The organism is Cellulophaga tyrosinoxydans, from assembly GCF_900176415.1.
Lineage (GTDB): Bacteria > Bacteroidota > Bacteroidia > Flavobacteriales > Flavobacteriaceae > Cellulophaga > Cellulophaga tyrosinoxydans.
On sequence record NZ_FWXO01000002.1, the window covers coordinates 207,322 to 229,960 of the forward strand.

A 22,639-nucleotide genomic window follows, 5' to 3' on the forward strand; every position below is an offset into this window, starting at 1 on the left:
CTGACAGGTTGTCATTTTATCATTACAATAGCTACTTAAATTATCCAAAACTTGACATAGCTGGTAGTTATTAAGCGCCAATTAGCTAGTGCTATTACCATATTGGCACCTTACAGCATTGTTAGTTAAATACAAATTGTGATGAGTTTAAAACAAATAAGTCGGAATAATATATTTCTAAATTGTGAAATTAGTCTGTACATTTACCCATGAAGTTGTATTTATAACAAAAATATGGAGTCAATAAGTACTTTTGATATGCTAAAAATTGGTGTGGGTCCCTCAAGTTCCCACACTCTTGGACCGTGGCGTGCAGCAGAAAAATGGATAAACGAATTAAAAGAGGCCAACGTTTTTGAAGATGTTTCCGAGGTAAAAGTGATGATTTATGGTTCTTTATCATTAACTGGAAAGGGCCATGCAACGGATTATGCATTAATGCTAGGATTATCTGGTCAAGATCCTGAATACATCCCTATTGAACATATATCTAGCATTGTTTCTAGAATAAAGGCAGAACAAAAAATTGAGTTGGATGGAAAACGCACCTTACCTTTTAATCCAGAAACTCATATAGTTTTTAAAAGAGAATTTTTGCCTTTTCATGCTAATGGAATGACATTTGAAGCCACCTTATATAGTGGAAAAAAGAAAAAAGCAACATACTATTCTATTGGTGGAGGTTTTGTAGTAAAAGAAGAGCGTAAAAGAGCTAAAAGAAATATTGAAATATTTAAAGCCTTTCCTTTTCCAATTACCACTGGTGTAGAACTTCTGAATTTTTGTAAATCTGAAAACAAATGCATCTCAGAAATTGTTCTTGAAAACGAACGATCGTTACGTACCGATGCTGAAATCGATCATGAATTGCATCGTATTTGGGACACTATGTTAGAATGCATGTATACAGGATGTCATACAGAGGGATCATTACCAGGAGGACTAAATGTGCGTAGACGTGCTTTTGATATACATCAAAAATTAAAGGAAGAAAGACCTTATTCAACTCCAGAAGAATGGTTAGCTACCATACGCCAAACCGAAGTAAAATTTAGGCAAATATTACAATGGGTAAGTTGTTTTGCTTTAGCAGTAAATGAAGTAAACGCCTCTTTAGGTCGTGTGGTTACCGCACCTACAAATGGCAGTGCAGGGGTTATTCCTGCCGTTTTAATGTATTATATGGTAATTGAAAATCATGAAGCCGATTTTAAAGACATAAAAAAATTCTTATTAGTTGCCGGAGAAATTGGCAGCATCTTTAAAAAGGGGGCAACAATTTCAGCCGCAATGGGTGGTTGTCAGGCAGAAATAGGAGTTTCCTCTGCTATGGCGGCTGGTGCGCTTACAGAATTACTCGGCGGCACACCTGAACAAGTCCTGATGGCTGCAGAAATAGCCATGGAGCATCATTTGGGATTAACATGTGATCCTATTGGAGGTTTGGTTCAAATTCCGTGTATAGAACGCAATTCTATGGGTGCAATAAAAGCTATAAATGCTGCTGAGCTAGCTTTAGGCTCTAACCCAGAAGATGCAAAAGTGCCTTTAGACAAGGTAGTTGCAACCATGTGGGAAACTGCAAAAGACATGAGTTCTAAATATAAAGAAACCTCTGAAGGTGGCTTAGCAGTTGGCGTATTTTTAAGTGATTGTTAAATTTTATATTAAAAAAAACAACTGCTAAAAGAGTATTTATTACCTTTAGTATGAATTACATTTCAAAAAACAAATAGATTATTAACCTTATTATATAGACTATCATGGCAAAAGGTCAAGACGCAAAAAAGAATGTAAAAAAAGAGCCTTTAAAAACGGCTAAGGAAAAAAAAGAAGAAAAAAGAGCTAAAAAAAACAAATAGATCTTTACAATATTCAAACTATAACCCTGAAAGTAATGACTTCAGGGTTGTTTTTTTAAAGATATCAATGACTCCAGAAATAAGAATTCTTGCGGAAACAAAATTAATGGGTAAACATATGAAAATGTCTTACGCTAATAATACGACTTCTCAACTTTGGAAAAGTTTCATGCCTACAAAAAAACTAATTTCAAATGCAATTGGGTCTAATTTGCATAGCATGCAAATCTATCCTACTTTATTTCAATATGAGAATTTTAACCCAAATCTAGAATTTACAAAATGGGCGGCGATTGAAGTAACTAATTTTAATGTTATTCCTGAAGGTTTAGAAACGTATACCATAAAAGGTGGTTTATATGCTGTATTTCTTCATCAAGGTCCTGCTAGTGCTTTTTATGTAACATTTACCAAAATTTTCACCGATTGGTTGCCAAAATCCGAATATGAAGTAGACGACCGTGAACATTTTGAACTGTTAGGAGAAAAATATAGTAATACAAACCCTAATTCTGAAGAAGAGATTTGGATTCCCATAAAATTAAAAAAATAATCTAATCGCCCTGATTACAACCATTTTTCCGTCGCGTGTCTATCACATAAATAATTTTCCATTTCTTCCCAAATTTTATAAGTTGAAAAGAATTTACACCACAATGACTAAATGAATTATTCAACCAAAATTCATAAATTGTCCATGCATTGGCCATATTACCATCTATTTGAATATGGTAAGAAATTATCTTTTCCTTAAAAAGGGTAGTTTTAGGTATACTCGTTATAGATTTTAAAAACGTTTCAAATTTTTCATTTTTAACAAGTGTATTTCCAGTGGAGTCGCTACTAACTGTCTGCATTATAACATCGGCATTAACAGTGTTTCTTATTTGAGTAGCATCTTGATTATGAAAACCAATAAAAAAATTTTCTATAGTCTTTTGTACTGCTTTTTCATCTTCGTTTTGAGCCTGAAGCAATGAAAAGAATAAAAAAAACATTGCTAATACATTATATTTCATAGTGTTAACCTTTAATTATTCTCTAAAGTAATAATTACTAGCGAAACAGATACTTGAACTAGTCTATAAATACGAATCAATTTCCTTACTTTTATCCTTTAAAATTTTATAATCAATGTCTGTAGCTAAAAAAGAGTACAAAAGAGTCACCGTTAAATCATTAATTGAGATGAAAAAAAACGGCGAAAAAATTTCTATGTTAACTGCATATGATTATTCCATGGCGAAAATTGTAGATGCAGCCAATGTAGATGTAATTTTGGTTGGGGATTCTGCAAGTAATGTTATGGCTGGTCATGAAACTACCTTACCAATTACTTTAGATCAAATGATCTACCATGCTTCATCGGTAATTAGAGCTGTAAATAGAGCTTTGGTTGTGGTTGATATACCATTTGGTAGCTACCAAAGTGATCCAAAAGAAGCATTACGATCTGCGATACGTATTATGAAAGAAAGTGGCGGCCATGCTGTTAAGGTTGAGGGAGGAATTGAAATAAAAGAATCTATAAAGCGAATTTTAAACGCGGGCATTCCAGTTATGGGCCACTTAGGCTTAACACCACAATCCATTTATAAATTTGGAACCTATACAGTACGTGCTAAAGAAGAAGAAGAGGCAAAGAAATTAAAAGAAGACGCGTTAATGCTAGAAAAAGCCGGTTGTTTTGCTATTGTTTTAGAAAAAATTCCTGCAGAACTCGCAAAAGAAGTAGCTGAAAGCGTAAATATACCTGTTATTGGTATTGGTGCAGGAAATGGTGTAGATGGTCAAGTATTGGTCGTGCATGATTTAGTAGGATTAACACAAGAATTTAATCCTAGATTTTTAAGACGATACATGAACCTTTTTGAAGAAATGGGGAAAGCAATATCTAATTACGTAGCTGATGTAAAAAGTCGCGATTTCCCAAGTAATGAAGAACAGTATTGATATTGTCTTATATTCATTCTGAAAAATAGTAGCATTTAAAAATGAAAAAAATAGCCATTCTTATTCTTGTTCTTCTCAATATTGGTTGCGATCAAATAAGTAAAAAGATGGTTCGTAATCGCATTGAGCCAAATGACTATATACAATTAGTTGAAGATAATTTTATACTTACAAATGTTGAAAACAGAGGCGCAATGCTTGGATTTGGAGAAAGCCTCCCTCCTATGCTGAAAATACTATTTTTACAGCTAATCCCTGTAATTGTACTGATAATTCTACTAGTTAATATTCTTCGAAAAAAGCATCTTAACAAATGGCTAGTAATTGCATTCTCTTTTGTAATTGGAGGAGGAATAGGCAATTTAATAGATCGCATTGCACATGGAAAAGTAACAGATTTCTTTCTTATAAAGTTTGGGTTTTTCAAAACTGGTATTTTTAATATGGCAGATGTATCAGTGACATTAGGTGTAATTTTAATCTTTATCCTGAGTATCAGGCATAAAAAACTAGACTTTTAGTGGATAATAAAACACTTTCTACTCCAACAAATCTTCAAATTATTTATGAGGATAATCATTTAATCGCAATTAATAAACGACCTGGAGATATTGTACAAGGCGATAAAACTGGTGATGCTCCGTTAAGCGAGGTTGTTAAGGAATATATTAAAACGAAGTATAAAAAGCCTGGAAATGTGTATTTAGGAGTTACACATCGTTTAGATCGCCCTACTTCTGGCGTGATTGTATTTGCTAAAACGTCTAAAGCCTTACCCAGGTTAAATAAGCTATTTGCTGAAAAAGATGCAAAAAAAACGTACTGGGCAGTGGTAAAAAATCAACCACCAAAAACCTCAGACGTACTTACGCATTGGTTAAAAAGAAACACGAAACAAAATAAATCTTACGCGCATAGCAAAGAGGTTTCTGAAAGTAAAAAAGCTATTCTTGAGTATAGATTACTAAAGAAATTAGATAATTATTTTTTGCTTGAGATAGATTTACATACCGGTAGGCATCATCAAATTAGAGCCCAACTAGCTGCAATTGGGTGTACAATAAAAGGTGATCTAAAATACGGAGCAGATCGAAGTAATAAAGATGCTAGCATTCATTTACATGCTCGAAGCTTAACTTTTATTCATCCAGTAAAGAAAGAAAAACTAACTTTTATGGCACCACCACCAAATGAAGCTATTTGGAATGCGTGTCTGTAATTTTTTGCTTATTTTTAGCAAAACACTATACCATGATTTTTTTTAAAAAAATAGCTCTTGTAGCACTAGTCCTTTTCATAATGTCCTGTGGAAGCTATAATTCCATTGACAGTTTTTATAATACACATAAAAACGACAATCAAGTAACCGCAGTACGTGTACCGCAATTTATGTTTAGTTTATTAAGTGGTATTTCACCAGAAATAGAATCTCTTATTGGCAACACTAAGGATTTACGCTATATGCAATTTCCGAGTACAACACCTGCCAGAACTGAGTTCTTAAACAATCAAATGAATGGTATTACAGGAAATAATTTTATTGAAGTATACCGAAAAAATGATGATTTAAAACGAAATGTAATTTCCATTAGAGAAAAGAAAAATAGTGTTAAAGAAATCTTGATTTACAACAATAACCTACTGCAAGGTTCATTTCTTTATTTTAAAGGTGATTTTGATCCAACCAAAGTTAGAGAAATGGCTCAAAATGCAGATTTTGAAAAGCTTACGGATGGTTTACTACAGCAGTATAATCTTAAAACTCCGGCAGCTACAAATGCTAACTAATTGCTTTTTTTCTAGAAGAACGTATACTTTCTATTACAACAGAACTTAATATAATTGCACCACCAATCAAGGTGTTACGTGTTGGTATTTCATTTAAAAAGGCTACTCCAATTAGAATACCAAAAACAGGCTGAACACTGCTTAAAATACTAACTGTTGAAATTGAAAAATACTTAAAACTATTTAAAAACATCGTATGACCAATTGCTGTGGTTAGTAAAGCTAAAAGCATAACTCCTTGCCACTCGTTCATAATTTCCTCCACACTGATAGTAAGGTAGAAGGGCATTAGTATTACTGCAACCACGCCCATTTGGTAACACATTAACATAGAACCATTATATGCCGCTACTTTTGTTTTTAATAAAATATTACGTAGCGCATAGAAAAGTGCCGATAGTGTACCTATACAAATTGCTAAAGTATAGTTGTTTTCAAGATCAAAACTCGGAACTAAAAAATAAATACCCAATAAAACCAAAAATCCTAATAGAAAATGTGCCTTTTGCAACTTAGTTTTTAGCAAGAGTGGTTCCAATAAAGCGGTAAGTATAGGATATGAAAATAGTGATATCATACCTATAGCAACATTCGATAATTTTAATGCATAAAAATAAGTTAACCAATGTAACCCCATAAGCAATCCACTGATTAATACAGGGAGCAAATGGGCTCTTTCTACTTTAAGTGAAATACCTTTGTACTTACAAAACAGAATTAAAAAAAGTAACGCTAGTATTGCTCTTAAGCCAATAGTTACTGGAACAGGTAAGGCAATGTATCTTCCTAAAGCACCAGATGTACTTACAAAAAACATTGCAAGATTTATTTCTAAAAGCTGATTTAAATGTTTGCTTTTCTTCAAAAATTTAGATTTATCTTGTCAATGCCAATGCCTTTTCCTTAATTATTTGAGCTACTGGTTTGTTTTGTAAATGACTTTCTAACCACGATAAAATATCCAGATATAAAAACGCACGTTTTTCATACGGATGGTCCTCATATTTCTTTAACTGATCGTATAATTTCTGAAATTCATTTTTCAAATCACTTGGATAAATTTCGCCCAAACCACGCAAAAACTTAATCATTTCTTTTTGTACCGCATGAAGATCATTCATTTTTAATAAAAATTTATAGGTACTTTTTAATTGTACTTCTAAGTGGTAATCCATGCCTGCTTCATAATGTGCTACAAGGCTTAGAACCCTAGCAAAGCACATTAAATCTTCGCGCATTTTTAAATTCTTATTATTTATAATGCGTTTTAAATATTGAATACAAGTTCTATTATCACCCATACCAAAATACAAGCAAGCAATTTTATAATAAAACAGCATTACATGATGCTCATCTATTCTGTCTTGATGTTTTTGTATGCCGTATTCTATAATTTTTACTAAATAAACTCCTTTTTCAAAAGTACCGTCTAAAAAATGCTGATTAAGTTTATTACTATTGATGTATAAAAATGACAAGGAAGCAACATTATCATTCTGAGGAAAATCTTTCTCGTTGATAGTTGCTTCAAGCTTTTCTAAAGTCTCTTTAAACTGTGAACTATAACGAACATAAAATAACGATTCTAATAAATAATTACTGCCCTTTAAGTAAAAAACGGGATTCAAGTAAATCATTTCTTTGTGTTCGTAGAATAAATCGGACCATTTGCTTGCATATTTGTAACAAGACAAAAAATCTTGAATTAAAAAACTATACCACAAATGTGCCTTGTACAACCATAGTTTTTCACGAAAACCTAGATCTGACATTTTATACTTCGGCAAATGTTTCTCAAAATATTTTTTAATGTATTGATAATCTTCATCACTCCTAACATATCCCATCTTTAGCATTTGTCCATACAGTTGTAATGACAAATTAGATAATTTACTAGTCATTACATTTTGAGCTGATAGCTCCTTTGCCTGAATGGCTAATTCATCTGCTCTATCTGGAATACTTCGTGTAATATATTGAGTTTCAATTATTTTCTCAAGTTCTACAATTTCATAAGCAATATTTTTTTCTTCGTTTTCAATTGCTGTTGATTTAGCTTTATCTAATATCTTCAAGCTTTGTTTGTAAAGGCCTTTTTGATATAAAATTGTGGCAAAATCGAGTTGTTCTCTAATTTGCACACGAATATTCTGATTTACAGGATTCAATCTTAAACTAACAAGAATTTGCTTGTATAAATGTGCTTTTAAGTTAGATAGTTGTGCCTTTTTTACAATATTCGTATCTAAAATTACTTTTTCATCATAATCCTTTACTTTATCTAACAAATTAAAAAGTGCTAAAAATTTAGCATCAGTATTCACCCCTAGCCTACCCACATAAAGCTTAAATTGTCTTTTTTCTGACTTGGATAGTGATTTTATTAGAACAAATAAAGAATCTTTATTAGCATTTGTCATCGTAAAAAATGTTGTTTAACTACTTGTTTATCAATTATTTAAATACCCTTAAAAGTAACTTAACGTTGTAAATGATTTTTCGAGTCCCAAATATATAGTAAGAGTAAGTATATATTCGTAATGACTAGTAAAATTACGCAATTATAATGAGCAAAGATAAAGTACAAATTTTTGATACCACACTTAGAGACGGAGAACAAGTACCAGGCTGTAAATTAGATACAAAACAGAAATTAGTAATTGCAGAACGATTAGAACTTCTCGGAGTTGATGTCATCGAAGCTGGGTTTCCGATTTCTAGTCCTGGAGATTTTAACTCTGTTCAAGAAATTGCAAAAATTATAAAAAATGTAACTGTTTGTGGTTTAACAAGAGCCGTTAGAAAAGATATAGAAGTAGCAGCTGAGGCACTAAAATATGCTAAGAGACCAAGAATACACACTGGCATTGGAACTTCAGAATCACATATAAAATTTAAATTCAACTCAAATAAAGACGCCATTATTGAACGTGCTATTGAAGCCGTTTCTTATGCAAAAACCTTTGTGGAAGATGTTGAATTTTATGCAGAAGATGCTGGAAGAACAGATAATGAATTTTTAGCGAGAGTTTGCGAAGCAGCTATAAAAGCCGGAGCAACAGTACTTAACATTCCGGATACCACTGGATATTGTTTGCCTGAAGAATATGGTGCAAAAATTAAATATTTACGTGAAAATGTAAAAGGCATAGACAAAGCTATTTTATCTTGTCATTGCCATAATGATTTAGGTTTAGCAACAGCAAATTCTATTGCGGGTGTAATTAACGGGGCTCGACAAATAGAATGTACTATTAATGGAATTGGTGAACGTGCAGGTAACACGGCACTAGAAGAGGTTGTGATGATTTTAAGGCAACATCCAAGATTAAACCTTGATACAAATATCAACAGTAAATTACTAAATGATACGAGTAGAATGGTATCTCAAAAAATGGGTATGATAGTGCAACCTAACAAAGCTATTGTTGGCGCCAATGCATTTGCTCACAGCTCAGGTATTCATCAAGATGGTGTTATAAAAAATAGAGAAACCTACGAAATTATTGATCCTGCTGATGTTGGTGTCGATGAATCTTCTATTGTACTTACCGCGAGAAGCGGTAGAGCAGCTTTGGCCTACAGAGCTAAAAATGTTGGTTATGAATTAACTAAATTACAATTGGATGTTGTTTATGATGAATTCTTAAAATATGCCGATCAGAAAAAAGAAATTTTAGACGAAGATATTCATAGAATTATAGAAAGCAGTCCAGTAAAAATAGAAAGTATAGCCTAATGGAATTAAAAATAACTCTTTTGCCTGGAGATGGTATTGGTCCGGAGGTTATCGCACAGGCTGTAAAGTGTTTACAAGCTGTTGAGGAAACTTTTAATCATCAATTTACGTACACAACAGCATTAATTGGTGCAGCGGCAATCTATAAAACCGGAGACCCTTTACCCGACAGCACTATTGAACTTTGTAAAAATTCTGATGCCGTACTATTTGGTGCAATTGGAGCTCCTGAATTTGACAATAATCCAGATGCTAAAATAAGACCAGAAGATGGATTGTTTAGGCTAAGAAATGAACTTGGTGTATTTGCAAACATTAGACCAGTTGCTGTTTTTCCTACCTTAATCAAAAAGTCACCTTTAAAAGAAGCTGTGCTCCGAGGTACAGATTTTGTAATATATAGAGAATTAACAAGTGGTATTTATTGTGGTGAAAAGTTTTTAAGTCCAGATGGTTCTTATGCAACTGATCTGAGTAAATATACCGAATCTGAAATTAGCCGAATTACCCACTTAGCTTTTAAAGCGGCAAGAAAACGAAGAAAAAAACTAACGCTCATAGATAAATCTAATGTTTTAGAGACATCTAGATTATGGCGTAGAGTTGTTAAAAGAATTGCTGAGAGTTATCCTGATGTAGAATTAGAATGTATTTACCTGCACAATGCAATTATGCAAATGATCTTAAATCCAAGCAGATTTGATGTTATTCTTGCTGCAAATTTATTTGGTGATATAATTTCTGATCAAGCAAGCGTTATCGGGGGTTCTATAGGACTACTCCCTTCTGCATCTATTGGAACTGATAAAGCAATGTTCGAACCTATACATGGTTCTTATCCTCAAGCACAAGGTAAAGATATCGCAAATCCTATTGCTGCAATTTTATCTGCAGCAATGCTATTGCAACATTATGGATTAGAGGAAGAATCTAGAGCCGTAGTATCTGCGGTTAATAAATCTTTTAAGAAAAACATAGTCACTCCAGATATAAATCCAAAAAGCAAATACGGAACCAATAATGTAGGCGATTTTATAGCCAGCAATATTGTTGATACAGATGACAGTTTAAACATGAATTACGAAAATATTGGATTAGGTAAATCCACTATTATTTAAATATGTTTTATTTATAATTAGTCGCTTAAAAGCCTCTTCATTAGAAGGGGCTTTTTTGTTTATTCGTTCTCCAATGTTTCAACGATAGAATTAAATTCCTTCTTAAATTCAAGAAATTTATCGCCAGTAGCGGGTCCATTAAAACCTGTTTTGATTTTTCGCACCAATCCTTTTTTATCTATAAATATAGTGGTAGGGTACGAAAGAACGTGGTTTAACATGGGGAGTTTTTTTTGAGCAATATCTTTATCGGCATCTCCATATTGCGCTAATAATATAGGATACTCCACTCCTATTCTGTCCTTTAATCTTTTAATACTTTTATAGGCTTCCTCTTCAGTTTTGGCATACTCAAAAGCTAAGGCCACTACTTTTAGTTCTGTATTTTTGTTTTCTTTTAAATAGGATACTAAAAACTTAGTTTCATCTAAACAATTAGGGCACCAAGTACCCATTACTTGCACTACTACAGGTTTATTTTGAAATTCGTTATCGGATAGCGCAATCATTTGTCCTTCGTCATTTGGAAAGGAGAAATTAAAAGTTTCATAGCCTTTTTTCAGAAATGTAAGTGAATCTTCATTTGGTAGCTCAAAAACTTCATTTCTTTTGGCTACAAAAGGCTCTTTAAAATGGTTACCCGAATAAAACATTCCGTTTAAAGTACTGTCATTGACAATTTTTGCCGTAAATAGAAAAGCATGTGCACCATCAAAAGCAGAAAGTTTTACAGAATCACCATACACCAATCCGTCTAAATAACGATAATCACCAGTAGTTGTTCTAAAGGTACCTGTTACTTTATTTCCGTTCTGAACAAAAATACCTTTGCCTAAATATTCCTCTGGAGTTCCAGGACTGAAGTTTGTTTCCCAGACACCTGAAATTAACTCCGATGCTGTTTTGTTTGAGGTAAATCTTTTTTCTATTCCGTGGGTTGCTGTAAATGGAACAATTCTATTTAAACTTTCTTTAATAAAATCTCCTTTGATAAAATCCTTAGAAAATTCCCCTTTTAAATATCCCTCAAAAACCGGCATTTGAATTAAAATGGAATCCCCATATACATTTATTTCATCAACAACTATTATTTCATCTGCATTATATACCTTCCCTTCGTAAGTTCCATCAAAGTTTTTTTCTAACTTTAAATTAAAGGGTAATTTTTGATTATCCAACACCGACAACTCTACAAGCCAATTTCCTTCATTTAAAATGTTGGTATTATCTTTTTTACATCCTAAAAAACAAAATAATACAATGACTCCGCAAATTAATCTCTTCATAACATCCTTTCTTTAATCAGCCTACAAGAAACAATTTATAATTTAAAAATTAAAAATAAAATCCGTCGAATACCTGTTGAATGTATAAACACATTGTTTTATATTTGTTCGCTTATTATTAATACACACTTTTTAAGTACTTGTATTGATTTTAGTTAATTAAAATTTAAACACAAACCATTACTAACCCTCAAGTTTAAATACGCTAGAAACTATTTTTTAAGTTTTCTATGCCTAAACTAAAATTGAGTTTGCAAATACAATTTAATGAAAATCTCGTATAACTGGCTAAAACAATTTTTACAATTAAGCTGGGAAGCTGAAAAAACAGCAGATTTATTAACCGATCTTGGATTAGAAGTAGAAGGCATTGAACCATTTGAATCTGTAAGAGGTGGTTTAAAAGGAATTGTTGTTGGTCATGTTTTGTCGTGTTCAAAACACCCGAATGCTGATAAGTTAAATATTACTATGGTTGATATAGGATTGGAAAATCCTGTTCAAATAGTTTGTGGTGCTGCCAATGTTGCACAAGGTCAAAATGTGCCAGTTGCTACTATTGGTACTAAGCTTTTTACCCCAGAAGGCGAAGAATGGGTTATAAAAAAAGGAAAAATACGAGGAGAAGAAAGTCATGGGATGATTTGTGCTGAGGATGAAATAGGTCTAGGTACAAGTCATGATGGAATTATGATTTTAGGTAGCGATTTAAAACCTGGTACACCTTGCTCTGAACTTTTTGAGGTGGAAAATGATATTGTCTTTGAAATTGGGTTAACACCAAATAGAGCCGATGCTATGAGCCATTTAGGTGTAGCTAGGGATTTAAAAGCTGGTTTAAAGCAAAAAGATATTCAACTTGAATTAATTACACCATCGGTTAGTAATTTTTCTGTAACCAATAGATCATTAAAAATAGATGTTAATGTTGCTGATAGTAAATTGGCACCAAGATATTGTGGTGTAACTATTAGTAATTTAACCGTTCAGGAGTCACCAACATGGCTAAAAAACAGATTAAAGGCTATTGGACTAAACCCTATAAATAATATTGTAGACACAACAAACTATGTGCTGCATGAATTAGGGCAACCACTACATGCATTTGATGCTAATAAAATTAAAGATCATAAAATAATAGTAAAAACACTTCCAAAAGGAACAAAATTTACAACTCTTGACGCTACTGAGATTGAGTTACATGAGGATGATTTAATGATTTGTGATGCCGAAAAACCATTATGCATTGCAGGTGTATATGGTGGTTTAAATTCTGGTGTTACCAATGAAACCACTTCTATTTTCTTAGAAAGTGCATATTTTGATCCAATTTCTATTCGTAAAACATCAAAAAGACATGGTTTCAACACCGATGCTTCCTTTCGTTTTGAACGTGGAATAGACATTAATAGCGTAGAATATAGTTTAAAAAGAGCGGCAATATTAATTCAGCAAATAGCTGGAGGAGATATTACATCTGATTTAGTTGATTTCTACCCTACAAAGAAGAACGATTATCAAGTGTTTTTAACCTTCGAAAAAATAAATAAACTTATAGGTCAAGAAATTCCACAAGATACTATTAAGTCAATTTTAGCTTCTTTAGAAATAAAATTAAATAACGTTACAGAAACTGGTTTAGGTCTTACAATCCCTTTTTACAGAGTGGATGTACGCAGAGAGGTTGATGTTATTGAAGAACTATTGCGTGTATATGGTTATAACAATATTAATTTTAAAAATAAATTAAACGCTTCTATAGCCACTACAACACCTTTTGAAGATTATAAAATACAAGCAACCATTGGTGATTTTTTAGCAGCTAAAGGTTTCAATGAAATTTTGACAAATAGCTTGTCGAATCCAAATTATAACAATCTAAATACAACATTAAAGGAAGAACAAACGGTAAAAATTATAAATCCATTGAGTAATGATTTATCTGTTATGAGAAAATCATTATTATTTTCTGGTTTAGAGTCTGTTGTTTTTAACAGTAATAGAAAACGTCAAAACCTTAAATTTTTTGAATTTGGAAAGAGTTATCATGTTTACAACGCTAAATATGTTGAAAACAAGCATTTAACACTTTATGTAACTGGAAATAAAAGTGATGAAAATTGGGTTGCGCCAGCTCAAAAAATTAGCTTCTTTACTTTAAAATCATATGTAGAAGCTATACTTCGACGACTTGGAATTAGCAATCTTACTTCCAAAGTTTCTCATGGAGAAGAATTTGCCGAAGGTTTAGTTTTATCCTCTCAAAAGACCGATTTAGTGGAATTTGGGACACTTAAAAAATCTATTTTAAAAGCATTTGACTTAAAAAACGAAGTGCTTTTTGCTGATTTCAAATGGGACGCTATACTAGAATTATTAGCACCAAGCAGTATAACGTACAAAGAGATTTCTAAATTCCCTGAAGTAAAAAGAGATTTTGCACTTTTATTAAACGAAGAGGTAAGCTTTAAAGATGTGTATGATTTATCCTTTGAAACAGAAAAGTCTTTGTTACAAGATGTAAGTTTATTTGATGTATATACAGGTTCTAAATTACCAAAAGGCAAAAAATCTTATGCTGTAAGTTTTACCTTAAAATCTGAAAAAGAAACATTAACAGACAAACAAATTGAAAAGATAATGGGTAAGTTTCAAGAAAAATTTGAAACTAAGTTAGGCGCAGAATTACGATAATAGCATTCTATACTTTACTTAGCTTATGGTCAACACTATCAATTACATGGAAAACACCATTACATTGATTTGCATCGGCTTTTGTAATTACAGATTTATGACCAAATTTATCTGTTAATACAATATCTAAACCGCTCATAGAAGCAGTTAATATATCACCAGAAATTGTTGTGAATGTAGCTTGGCCTTTTCCACTACAAAGAGCTTTCAATATTTTAGAAGCCGTAAGTTTTCCAGCAACAATATGATAACCTAAAAGTGTTTGTAATTCTTTTTTGTTTTTTACACGAACAAGTTCTATCACTTTTTTCTTAGTAGAATTGTCAAAGTTTATATCGCTTGGAGCAAAAACAGTAAAAGGTCCATCATTATCAAGAATTAAATCTAAATCTGATGCTTTTACAGCAGCCAATAAAAGATCATGATTACCAGAATCTTTAGCATTTTTGTAAATAGACTTTTCAGGATCCATTTGTTTATTATCCGCAGAATTTTGAGCTATAACACTACAAATGCTAAGCGAAAATAGCAACACTAGGGGGAATTTTAAGTAGTTCATGCGTATGCGTGCCTTTAAGTATTGTTCTTAGTTTTGGGGATGATACATTTTATCGATAAAATGAATCATATGCTCGACAATATACATCATATATTGTGTCGTTCATAGTTGATTATATGCATTTCATAGAAATTAACATTTATTTAACATATTAATTTAACAGGACCTCTGAAAAGAGTATTTAAGTATTTTGTAAATTTGAAGTAATCTCAATAAAACTTGCTATGTTATTAGAAAAGATTAATCTAGAAAAAGAACTCAAAAAAGAACGCGTTAAAGCCCATAAGAGTCCAGATCTTATTGGTGAATTTTATCAAATCATTAAAAAAAATCAAGAATTAAGGAAGAGTATTCTCAACAGTAAAACCGTTGATACACGACAAGAGTACAATACTTTTAATTTTGATTATTTAGATGCGGATAAGATTTACCATATTGAGCAAATCAAAAAGATTTGTATTGATTATAGGCTTCGATTTTTAGACACCAAGTATTTTAAAGGTCAAATACCGGAAGAGGCTATCACAAAAATTAATAATCTTGAAAAACAACACGACATCAAGCTTAAGAATTATAAGATCATAGCACCTTCAAAATTATTTAAGCTAGAAGATAAAGATGATCCTTTATTATTCGCGGCAATGGGAAATGACTATTATTATCTTGTTCATAAATGGGGTACAGATTTACATCCTTTACGTAAAGCTTTAATGCTGCCATTTAAAAACATCATTAATTTATTAATTTTAATAGTAGCCCTGAGTTATATTGGCACCTTTTTAATCCCAAAAGGGTTATTTTCCAATACTGGTTCATCGGTAGAAACTTGGATATTAGGATTTTTTATATTTAAAATTATAGCATCAATAACCTTATATTATGGAATAGCTATGCGTAAAAATTTTAATCCAAGTATTTGGAATAATAAATTTATTTAAAGCACCTAGTCGGCTAAATTTGAGTACTATTAAATTAAATCAGTTAAATTATTAACTGCAGGAAAGCGTTCGGTGGTGAAACCTTCTCCGTATTCTACTCCAATTAATCTGCCTAAATCCCTAGCTCTATAATTTACACTATCTGTAAAGTTTTTGCTGCTTATAGGTGTTTCAGGCTCTTTACTTTTTGGATCGTAGAACTGAGAGCTATAAGCCATAATGGCTTCTGTTTTTTTATCTATATAGCCGGTTACGTCAACAACAACATCGGGCTCAATATTTTTCCATTGAATATAATGGTATACTATTTTGGGCCTCCATGGATTTTGCCATTGATCATCACCATCTAGTTTTGTATAAATTTTTATTAGACCACTTAAAAAACAAGCATCACTAACCAATTTGCTTCCTTTGCCATGATCTATATGCCTATCATCTATAGCATTGCACAATACAATTTCAGGTCTATATTTTCTAATCATTCTAATTATAGCCAACTGGTGTTCTTTATCATTTACAAAAAAACCATCAGCAAATTCTAAATTTTCACGTGCAACTACACCTAATATTTTAGCCGCAGCAGCAGCTTCTACATCTCTTATTTCTGCACTTCCTCTTGTACCCAACTCTCCCCTAGTTAAATCTACAATACCAACTTTTTTTCCGTTGGCCACTTCTTTGGCTATAGTAGCACCAGAACCTAGTTCTACATCATCAGGGTGTGCTCCAAAAGCTAGAATATCTAATTTCATGTATTTTGTATTATGGGTGCGTACTCTAATTTTTAATGCCTACAGGCTTTAGTTTTTAACTTTTGTAATTGCTTGTTCTATATCAGCAATTAAATCTTCTGCTTCTTCAATTCCTACTGAAAACCGAATTAATCCGTCTGCTATATTTTGATTTGCACGTTCTTCAGGACTTAGTAAGGCATGCGAAGTTTTCGTTGGTGATAGCAAGGTACTTTCTACTCCCGCCAAGCTCATAGAAGATTTTATTAATTTTAGTTCCTTCTGAAATAGAGATGCATCAATAGTTGAATTAAGTTCAAAAGAGAGCATACCACCAAAGCCTTTCATTTGAGATTTTGCCAATTCATGATCTGGGTGACTTGGTAATCCTGGATAGTACACCGCCTGAATATCTTTACTATTATATAAATACTCAGCCATTATTTGAGCATTCTCATTTTGCGCTTTTACGCGGATTCCCATTGTTTTTATACTTCGCTCTAATAACCAAACAGTATAATCGCTAAGACTTCCGCCTAAATTTTTAGCCAAATGAAACACGCGTTCCATATTTTCTTTTGTTGAAGCTACAGCACCGGCCAAAATATCTGAATGTCCACCCATATATTTTGTCGCACTATGAATAACAACATCTATTCCAAAATCGATTGGATTTTGGTTCACTGGACTAGCAAAAGTGTTATCAATCATAGAAACCAAACCATGCTTTTTAGCGAGTTTACTTACCGCAGCTAAATCTGTAATAGTCAGTAAAGGGTTTGAAGGTGTCTCAATGTATAGCACCTTTGTATTTTCTTGAATTTTAGCCTCAAAATCATTAGATGAAAGTCCGTCAGTAAATGAATAGCTAATTCCAAATTTTTCAAATTCCTCAACGACTAAATTATAGGTGCCACCATATAATGTTTTCTGCAAAACAACATGATCACCGGACTTTAAGAAAGCTAATAATGCTGTACTTACAGCTGCCATTCCGCTACCAAATATCATAGCTGCTTCCGCATGTTCTAAAGCTGCAATTTTCTCGGACAAAGCAACCTGATTGGGTGTATTAAAATACCTAGGATAACGTTTTACTTCAACATCTTCAAAAGCATAAGACGTACTCATGTATAAAGGTGAAATAGCTCCCTTAAATTGTTCATCTTTCAGTTCTCCAAAATGAGTACAAATCGTATTTATACCTTGTTTTTTATTCCCCATAATTGTTGTTTAAATTAAGTATTACTTTGGCAGTCTAAAATACAAAATTGGAAGTATTATTATTTTGAATAATGCTTTTTATATTTCCAAAAGCTCAGCACACCCAAAATCAAAACTCCTAAAACAGTATACCACACAAATGCTGGTGTAATAACTTGTGCACCACTAGCATAACTATGAAGGCCAGCTAGGTAAAAATTTACCCCAAAGTAAGTCATCATGATACTTGCAAAAGCAACTACACTCATAAAGTTAAATAGCCATCTACTGCGCAAACCAGGAACTAAGCGCATATGTATTACAAATGCATATACCATAATGGATACTAAAGCCCAAGTTTCTTTAGGATCCCAACCCCAATAACGACCCCAACTTTCATTAGCCCATTGTCCACCTAGAAAGTTTCCGATGGTTAACATAACCAAACCTGTTGTCAAAACAATCTCGTTAACTATTGTAATTTCTTTTAGGTTGTATTCTATTCGTTTTTTGTTTTTATTATTCGTCATTAATATCAACACTAAACCGACCACTCCAAGAATCATTCCCACAGTTAGCGGTCCATAACTACCAACAATTACAGCTACATGTATCATTAACCAATAACTATCTAATACCGGCTGTAAATTAGCTACTGCTGGATCTATCCAGTTACCGTGTGCAACCCATAATAACATTGCAGCAACAAAAGCTGTAGATGCTATAGTTAAATTACTGCGAGTACTAAATGCCAAACCAATACCCATGGTTGCCCATGATACATATAATATACTTTCATAAGCATCACTCCATGGTGCATGCCCCGATATATACCATCGTAAAATTAAACCCGCTGTATGTAAAATAAATAAAGCCCAAATAATTACTTTAAACACATTTATACCAATTCTCAAACCTTTTCTGTCTTTCAAAATTTGAAAAATTAGTAGAAAGAACATTACTAAACCAGTCAATGCATAATATCTGTAAAGCTTATTAAAAATGTCTGCTTTATTATAAAAAACCTCTGCATTTATTTTTTTGTCTGACGGCAGTACTTCTGTCCCATGATTTTTTTGATTTTGCTTAAAAGCTTCTAATAATTTATCCGCTTGCGAGTAATCTCCAGATTTAATTGCTTTTTTTAATGTAATTAGATAAAACGGAACCGCGTTCGTAATAAAATTACCGTAAAGCGAATCATTAACCTGATATTTACCTGAACGATATTCCACAGCAGAAATCCATTTATTATTTTCATCTTCCAGTAATGGAAATATTTTAATAATATCGCCTCCTAATGCTCTATTCAGTAAACCCAAACGCAAATATGTATCTTTTATATCTGTTTGGAATTTATTAGGGTTTGTAGTATTAAATGCATCATCTAAAAAAGGCTCAAATTTAGTTTGACCATTAGCATCAAAAAAATCAGTAGCCTTAACATAGCGTTGATCGCTAGGGATATCTATAATTTTTCGGATACTATCATTAACTCCTTTTTTATCTAGTGCGATAAATTCTGTATTGTACCAAATAGCCGGATTCAGCATCATTGACAACAACACTTGATCAGAATTTAGATCATTATATTTATCCTTAAAGCTAAGTTTTCTTAATAATTCTGAAGAGTACGTATTTATAGGTTTCATACGCCCACCATCATCTTGAATTACCAGTTTTCCAAAATTTTCAGCATGCTCCTTAGATACTACTGTGCTTTGCAACATTGAATCTATCTGCTGGACTGTTGGTGCTGCCTTATGTTCATGTCCGTCATTTTCGGAATGCTCATTTTGTGCATTTACACCTAAAATTACTGTAAAGAATAGAACAATAGTTGTTGTCACTTTTTTGGCATTCAGTTTCCTTAACGAAGCCGTTAAATCTTTAAAGCGTGTTTTTCCATAAAACATGATTCCCATAAGACCAATATACAGTAAAAAATATCCTATATAGGTAATCCAAGTACCCCAAAAATCATGATTTACAGAGAGCCCGGTGCCTTTTTCATCAGGATCAAAATTGGCCTGAAAAAATCGATATCCTTTATGATCCAAAACATGATTCATATAAATATCATAATCAAAAGGGCGTTCATCTTCTACCGTTACTTTACTCATAAAAGAAGAAAAACCACGTTCCGTACCTGGGTACTTTTCTGCAATAAAATCATTCAACTTAATACCAAAAGGTAATTCGTATACTTTTGAACCATAACGCAATGAAAATTCCAATCCACCCACAGTAATAATATCAGAATACTCCGCATCTCCTTTACCTCCTAATAATTTTTGCTGAACTTTTTCTCCGTTTGTTTCTATTTCTACTACGATTGCGTCTCTAGTGTTTTCATTAATTTCTGCAGCAGGTACTTTTACTATTCCGTATGAGCCTTTAATCACGGGTTCTGGAATTACAAATTGCATTCCTGCAGTACTATAAAGCGATCGCAATTGAAGGGTTTGTAAACTATCCTTTACTAATGTTCCCTTAAATTGATCTGCCATGCGCATAAAATCGCCTTCAAAAGGAGATTTTATTTGATAGGTGCTATCATTGGTGAATATATTAATGGCACCATCGGTAGCATTATTTAAAGCAAATAATACATTATGAATACTAGCAACTTTACCGTTTTCTAAATAATGATCATGTCTTTGACCATCACCAGCCTCTACAATTTTTAAATATTCATTACCACTTTCATCTGGTATTAGTCCTTCCTCAGCCCCTTTTATAAATTCTACAAATGAAATTTTAAAATCTTGACCATTAAAGTTGTTTCTCCAAGGTAATGAAGATTTTATTCCCTCCGGAGTTACGATAATATCATCTTCTAATGGCTTTCTTAGCTTTTTACCGTCAATTAATCCATCTATATTGGCGCTTATGAAGGTTTTATCTGAATAAAAAACGCGTTCTGTTTTACCTTCACGAATAGGCATCATTCCCTCATAACTAATATATCTTGTTACAAAAGCACCTAGTATAATTAAGATCCATGAAAGATGTAGTAGCAAAACGGCCCATTTCTCTTTTCTAAATAATTGATATCTAAACATGTTACCAATAAAATTGATAACAAAAAATACCATGATTGCTTCAAACCAAATGGTGTTATAGATCCAAATGCGTGCTGTATCTGTACTATACCAACTTTCTATAAATGTACCAAAGGCCATTGCAGTGGCAAAAACAATAAACAAAACGGACATTAATCGGGTGGAGAAAAAAAACTTTTTTAGAAGTGCTTTCATGGAAAATAAACCATTAGAATTTTGGTATGCAAAAGTACGGTCTTTTAAAACCAAAAAAAACCTTAGCAGCTTAAAAAGACAAACTAAAGATGTTAATTATTTCTTATAATTTAAAATGACTTCCAAACCAAACACATTCATTATTAATCGCCTATCTTTTATATTTAGAAATATCTATGCAAGAGGTGTAATAATTCATTCCTTTTTTTCTAAAATTTGTACTTTTGAATATGCTATCAATTGTAATTATAGGTACTGGAAATGTTGCAACACATTTATTCAATACATTTTTATCCTACGACACACTTAATGTTTTACAGGTTGTTGGGAGAAGTGAGGATTCATTGGCTTATTTTGCTAACAAAACAAAAACTTCACTAATTTCAAATACTATTGAAATTGCAGATATTTATATTATTGCAGTGAGCGATGATGCCATAGCCGAGGTTTCTGAAAAATTAAAAAATCAAAAAGGACTTGTCGTGCATACCTCTGGCAGTGTCGCCATGTCTATTTTAAAGCCGCATCAAAATAAAGGCATCTTTTATCCGTTGCAAACATTTACAAAAAGCAAATTGGTAAATTTTAGAGCTATTCCTATTTGTATTGAAGCTACACAAAAAAAAGATTTAAAGACCCTTTATTTCCTGGCAGAAACCATCTCTAATCATGTACATGAAGTTTCTTCTGAACAGCGTAAACATCTACATTTAGCAGCCGTTTTTGTTAATAATTTTAGCAATTATATGTACACCTTGGGTAATGAAATTTGCGAAGAGCACAAAGTTCCATTCCATATTTTAAAGCCGTTAATTACAGAAACTGCAGAAAAAATAAATGATATTACACCATTACAAGCGCAAACTGGACCTGCAAGGCGCAATGATGTAGAAACCATGCAAAGACATTTAGACCAGTTAACCACAAAAGAGCAAAAAAATATTTATAAACTTATAAGCGAATCTATTCAAAAAAAATATGGAAAAGAGTTATAAAGAATACCTTAAAAATATTACCACATTTGTTTTTGATGTAGATGGGGTTTTTACTGATGGTAAATTATTGATTACCACCACAGGAGAAATGTTACGTACCATGGATGTTAAAGATGGATACGCTTTAAAAACGGCATTGACCAAAGGGTATAATGTGTGTATAATTTCTGGAGGCACTAACGAAGGAGTTCGCGAGCGTTTAAAAGCCTTAGGTGTTGCTGATATTTATTTAGGAGCCCATCAAAAAGAAACACCTTTAAAAGAATATTTATCCACCAATAATATAAAACCGGAGCAGGTACTTTATATGGGTGATGATCTGCCCGATATTCCGCCAATGCTATTAGTGGGTTTAGCCACTTGTCCTCAAGACGCTACTCAAGAAGTCAAAGGAGTAAGCAAATACATTTCGCATAAAAGTGGCGGTAATGGTTGCGTACGTGATGTTATTGAGCAAGTTTTAAAAGTTAGAGGTGATTGGTATGGTAATTTTGATGCCCAAAACGCATAGCT

20 protein-coding genes are annotated in these 22,639 nt (G+C 32.5%); 12 read left to right on the forward strand and 8 right to left on the reverse strand.

Annotated elements, in window-relative coordinates:
- The first annotated feature begins 234 nt into the window (after positions 1–234).
- The gene (locus B8963_RS07930; RefSeq protein WP_084060980.1) at positions 235–1,659 is read left to right on the forward strand and encodes an L-serine ammonia-lyase; all 1,425 of its coding nucleotides are present in this window, start codon (positions 235–237) and stop codon (positions 1,657–1,659) included.
- Positions 1,660–1,929: 270 nt separating this feature from the next.
- A complete protein-coding gene (locus B8963_RS07935; RefSeq protein ID WP_084060981.1) occupies positions 1,930–2,415 on the forward strand; it encodes a GyrI-like domain-containing protein in 486 nt (161 codons plus the stop codon).
- Between the two features lies 1 nt (position 2,416).
- Here B8963_RS07935 and B8963_RS07940 read toward each other — a convergent pair whose 3' ends face one another.
- Positions 2,417–2,881: a nuclear transport factor 2 family protein gene (locus B8963_RS07940; RefSeq protein ID WP_084060982.1), complete on the reverse strand. Its 465-nt coding sequence runs from the start codon at positions 2,879–2,881 to the stop codon at positions 2,417–2,419.
- A gap of 115 nt (positions 2,882–2,996) precedes the next feature.
- On the opposite strand from B8963_RS07940, the gene panB reads away from it, so the two are divergent.
- Genes panB through B8963_RS07960 form a run of 4 tightly spaced genes read left to right on the forward strand, consistent with a single transcriptional unit; the run spans position 2,997 to position 5,603 of the window.
- On the forward strand, positions 2,997–3,815 hold the full coding sequence (panB, locus tag B8963_RS07945; RefSeq protein ID WP_084060983.1) for a 3-methyl-2-oxobutanoate hydroxymethyltransferase: 819 nt from the start codon (positions 2,997–2,999) through the stop codon (positions 3,813–3,815).
- Positions 3,816–3,856: 41 nt separating this feature from the next.
- Positions 3,857–4,336: a signal peptidase II gene (lspA, locus tag B8963_RS07950; protein ID WP_084060984.1), complete on the forward strand. Its 480-nt coding sequence runs from the start codon at positions 3,857–3,859 to the stop codon at positions 4,334–4,336.
- Positions 4,336–5,034 (forward strand): RluA family pseudouridine synthase, encoded by a 699-nt coding sequence (locus B8963_RS07955; protein WP_084060985.1) that lies wholly within the window; start codon positions 4,336–4,338, stop codon positions 5,032–5,034. Before lspA ends, B8963_RS07955 begins: the two co-directional genes overlap by 1 nt.
- Positions 5,035–5,066: 32 nt before the next feature.
- On the forward strand, positions 5,067–5,603 hold the full coding sequence (locus B8963_RS07960) for a DUF4252 domain-containing protein (RefSeq protein ID WP_084060986.1): 537 nt from the start codon (positions 5,067–5,069) through the stop codon (positions 5,601–5,603).
- On the opposite strand, the gene B8963_RS07965 is transcribed toward B8963_RS07960, so the two are convergent.
- Positions 5,596–6,468, reverse strand: coding sequence for a DMT family transporter (locus B8963_RS07965; protein ID WP_234989634.1), 873 nt, complete (start codon positions 6,466–6,468; stop codon positions 5,596–5,598). The genes B8963_RS07960 and B8963_RS07965 overlap by 8 nt on opposite strands.
- A 10-nt stretch (positions 6,469–6,478) precedes the next feature.
- On the reverse strand, positions 6,479–8,023 hold the full coding sequence (locus tag B8963_RS07970) for a hypothetical protein (RefSeq protein ID WP_084060988.1): 1,545 nt from the start codon (positions 8,021–8,023) through the stop codon (positions 6,479–6,481).
- 146 nt (positions 8,024–8,169) lie between these two features.
- On the opposite strand from B8963_RS07970, the gene B8963_RS07975 reads away from it, so the two are divergent.
- Together B8963_RS07975 and leuB are read left to right on the forward strand one after the other, a co-directional pair.
- Complete coding sequence (locus B8963_RS07975; protein ID WP_084060989.1) at positions 8,170–9,342, forward strand: 2-isopropylmalate synthase; 1,173 nt, start codon at positions 8,170–8,172, stop codon at positions 9,340–9,342.
- The gene (leuB, locus tag B8963_RS07980) at positions 9,342–10,460 is read left to right on the forward strand and encodes a 3-isopropylmalate dehydrogenase (protein ID WP_084060990.1); all 1,119 of its coding nucleotides are present in this window, start codon (positions 9,342–9,344) and stop codon (positions 10,458–10,460) included. Before B8963_RS07975 ends, leuB begins: the two co-directional genes overlap by 1 nt.
- A 59-nt stretch (positions 10,461–10,519) precedes the next feature.
- Here the strand turns inward: leuB and B8963_RS07985 are convergent, their stop codons facing one another.
- Positions 10,520–11,746 carry a peroxiredoxin family protein gene (locus tag B8963_RS07985; RefSeq protein ID WP_084060991.1) on the reverse strand — a complete coding sequence of 409 codons (1,227 nt, stop codon included), beginning with the start codon at positions 11,744–11,746 and terminating at the stop codon, positions 10,520–10,522.
- Between the two features lie 267 nt (positions 11,747–12,013).
- Here B8963_RS07985 and pheT point away from each other — a divergent pair, with 267 nt between their 5' ends.
- Positions 12,014–14,440, forward strand: coding sequence for a phenylalanine--tRNA ligase subunit beta (pheT, locus tag B8963_RS07990; RefSeq protein WP_084060992.1), 2,427 nt, complete (start codon positions 12,014–12,016; stop codon positions 14,438–14,440).
- Positions 14,441–14,447: 7 nt separating this feature from the next.
- Here pheT and B8963_RS07995 read toward each other — a convergent pair whose 3' ends face one another.
- Entirely contained in the window at positions 14,448–14,999 is a 552-nt protein-coding gene (locus tag B8963_RS07995; protein ID WP_084060993.1) for a fasciclin domain-containing protein, read from the reverse strand.
- A 224-nt stretch (positions 15,000–15,223) separates the two neighbouring features.
- On the opposite strand from B8963_RS07995, the gene B8963_RS08000 reads away from it, so the two are divergent.
- Complete coding sequence (locus tag B8963_RS08000) at positions 15,224–15,937, forward strand: hypothetical protein (protein WP_084060994.1); 714 nt, start codon at positions 15,224–15,226, stop codon at positions 15,935–15,937.
- Positions 15,938–15,966: 29 nt separating this feature from the next.
- On the opposite strand, the gene bshB1 is transcribed toward B8963_RS08000, so the two are convergent.
- Genes bshB1 through ccsA form a run of 3 tightly spaced genes read right to left on the reverse strand, consistent with a single transcriptional unit; the run spans position 15,967 to position 21,131 of the window.
- A complete protein-coding gene (bshB1, locus tag B8963_RS08005; protein WP_084060995.1) occupies positions 15,967–16,689 on the reverse strand; it encodes a bacillithiol biosynthesis deacetylase BshB1 in 723 nt (240 codons plus the stop codon).
- Positions 16,690–16,737: 48 nt separating this feature from the next.
- The gene (locus tag B8963_RS08010) at positions 16,738–17,892 is read right to left on the reverse strand and encodes a trans-sulfuration enzyme family protein (protein ID WP_084060996.1); all 1,155 of its coding nucleotides are present in this window, start codon (positions 17,890–17,892) and stop codon (positions 16,738–16,740) included.
- A gap of 59 nt (positions 17,893–17,951) precedes the next feature.
- Complete coding sequence (gene ccsA / locus B8963_RS08015; RefSeq protein WP_084060997.1) at positions 17,952–21,131, reverse strand: cytochrome c biogenesis protein; 3,180 nt, start codon at positions 21,129–21,131, stop codon at positions 17,952–17,954.
- A gap of 230 nt (positions 21,132–21,361) precedes the next feature.
- On the opposite strand from ccsA, the gene B8963_RS08020 reads away from it, so the two are divergent.
- A complete protein-coding gene (locus B8963_RS08020) occupies positions 21,362–22,126 on the forward strand; it encodes a Rossmann-like and DUF2520 domain-containing protein (RefSeq protein WP_084060998.1) in 765 nt (254 codons plus the stop codon).
- Positions 22,110–22,637: a KdsC family phosphatase gene (locus tag B8963_RS08025; protein WP_084060999.1), complete on the forward strand. Its 528-nt coding sequence runs from the start codon at positions 22,110–22,112 to the stop codon at positions 22,635–22,637. Before B8963_RS08020 ends, B8963_RS08025 begins: the two co-directional genes overlap by 17 nt.
- Positions 22,638–22,639: the final 2 nt, after the last annotated feature.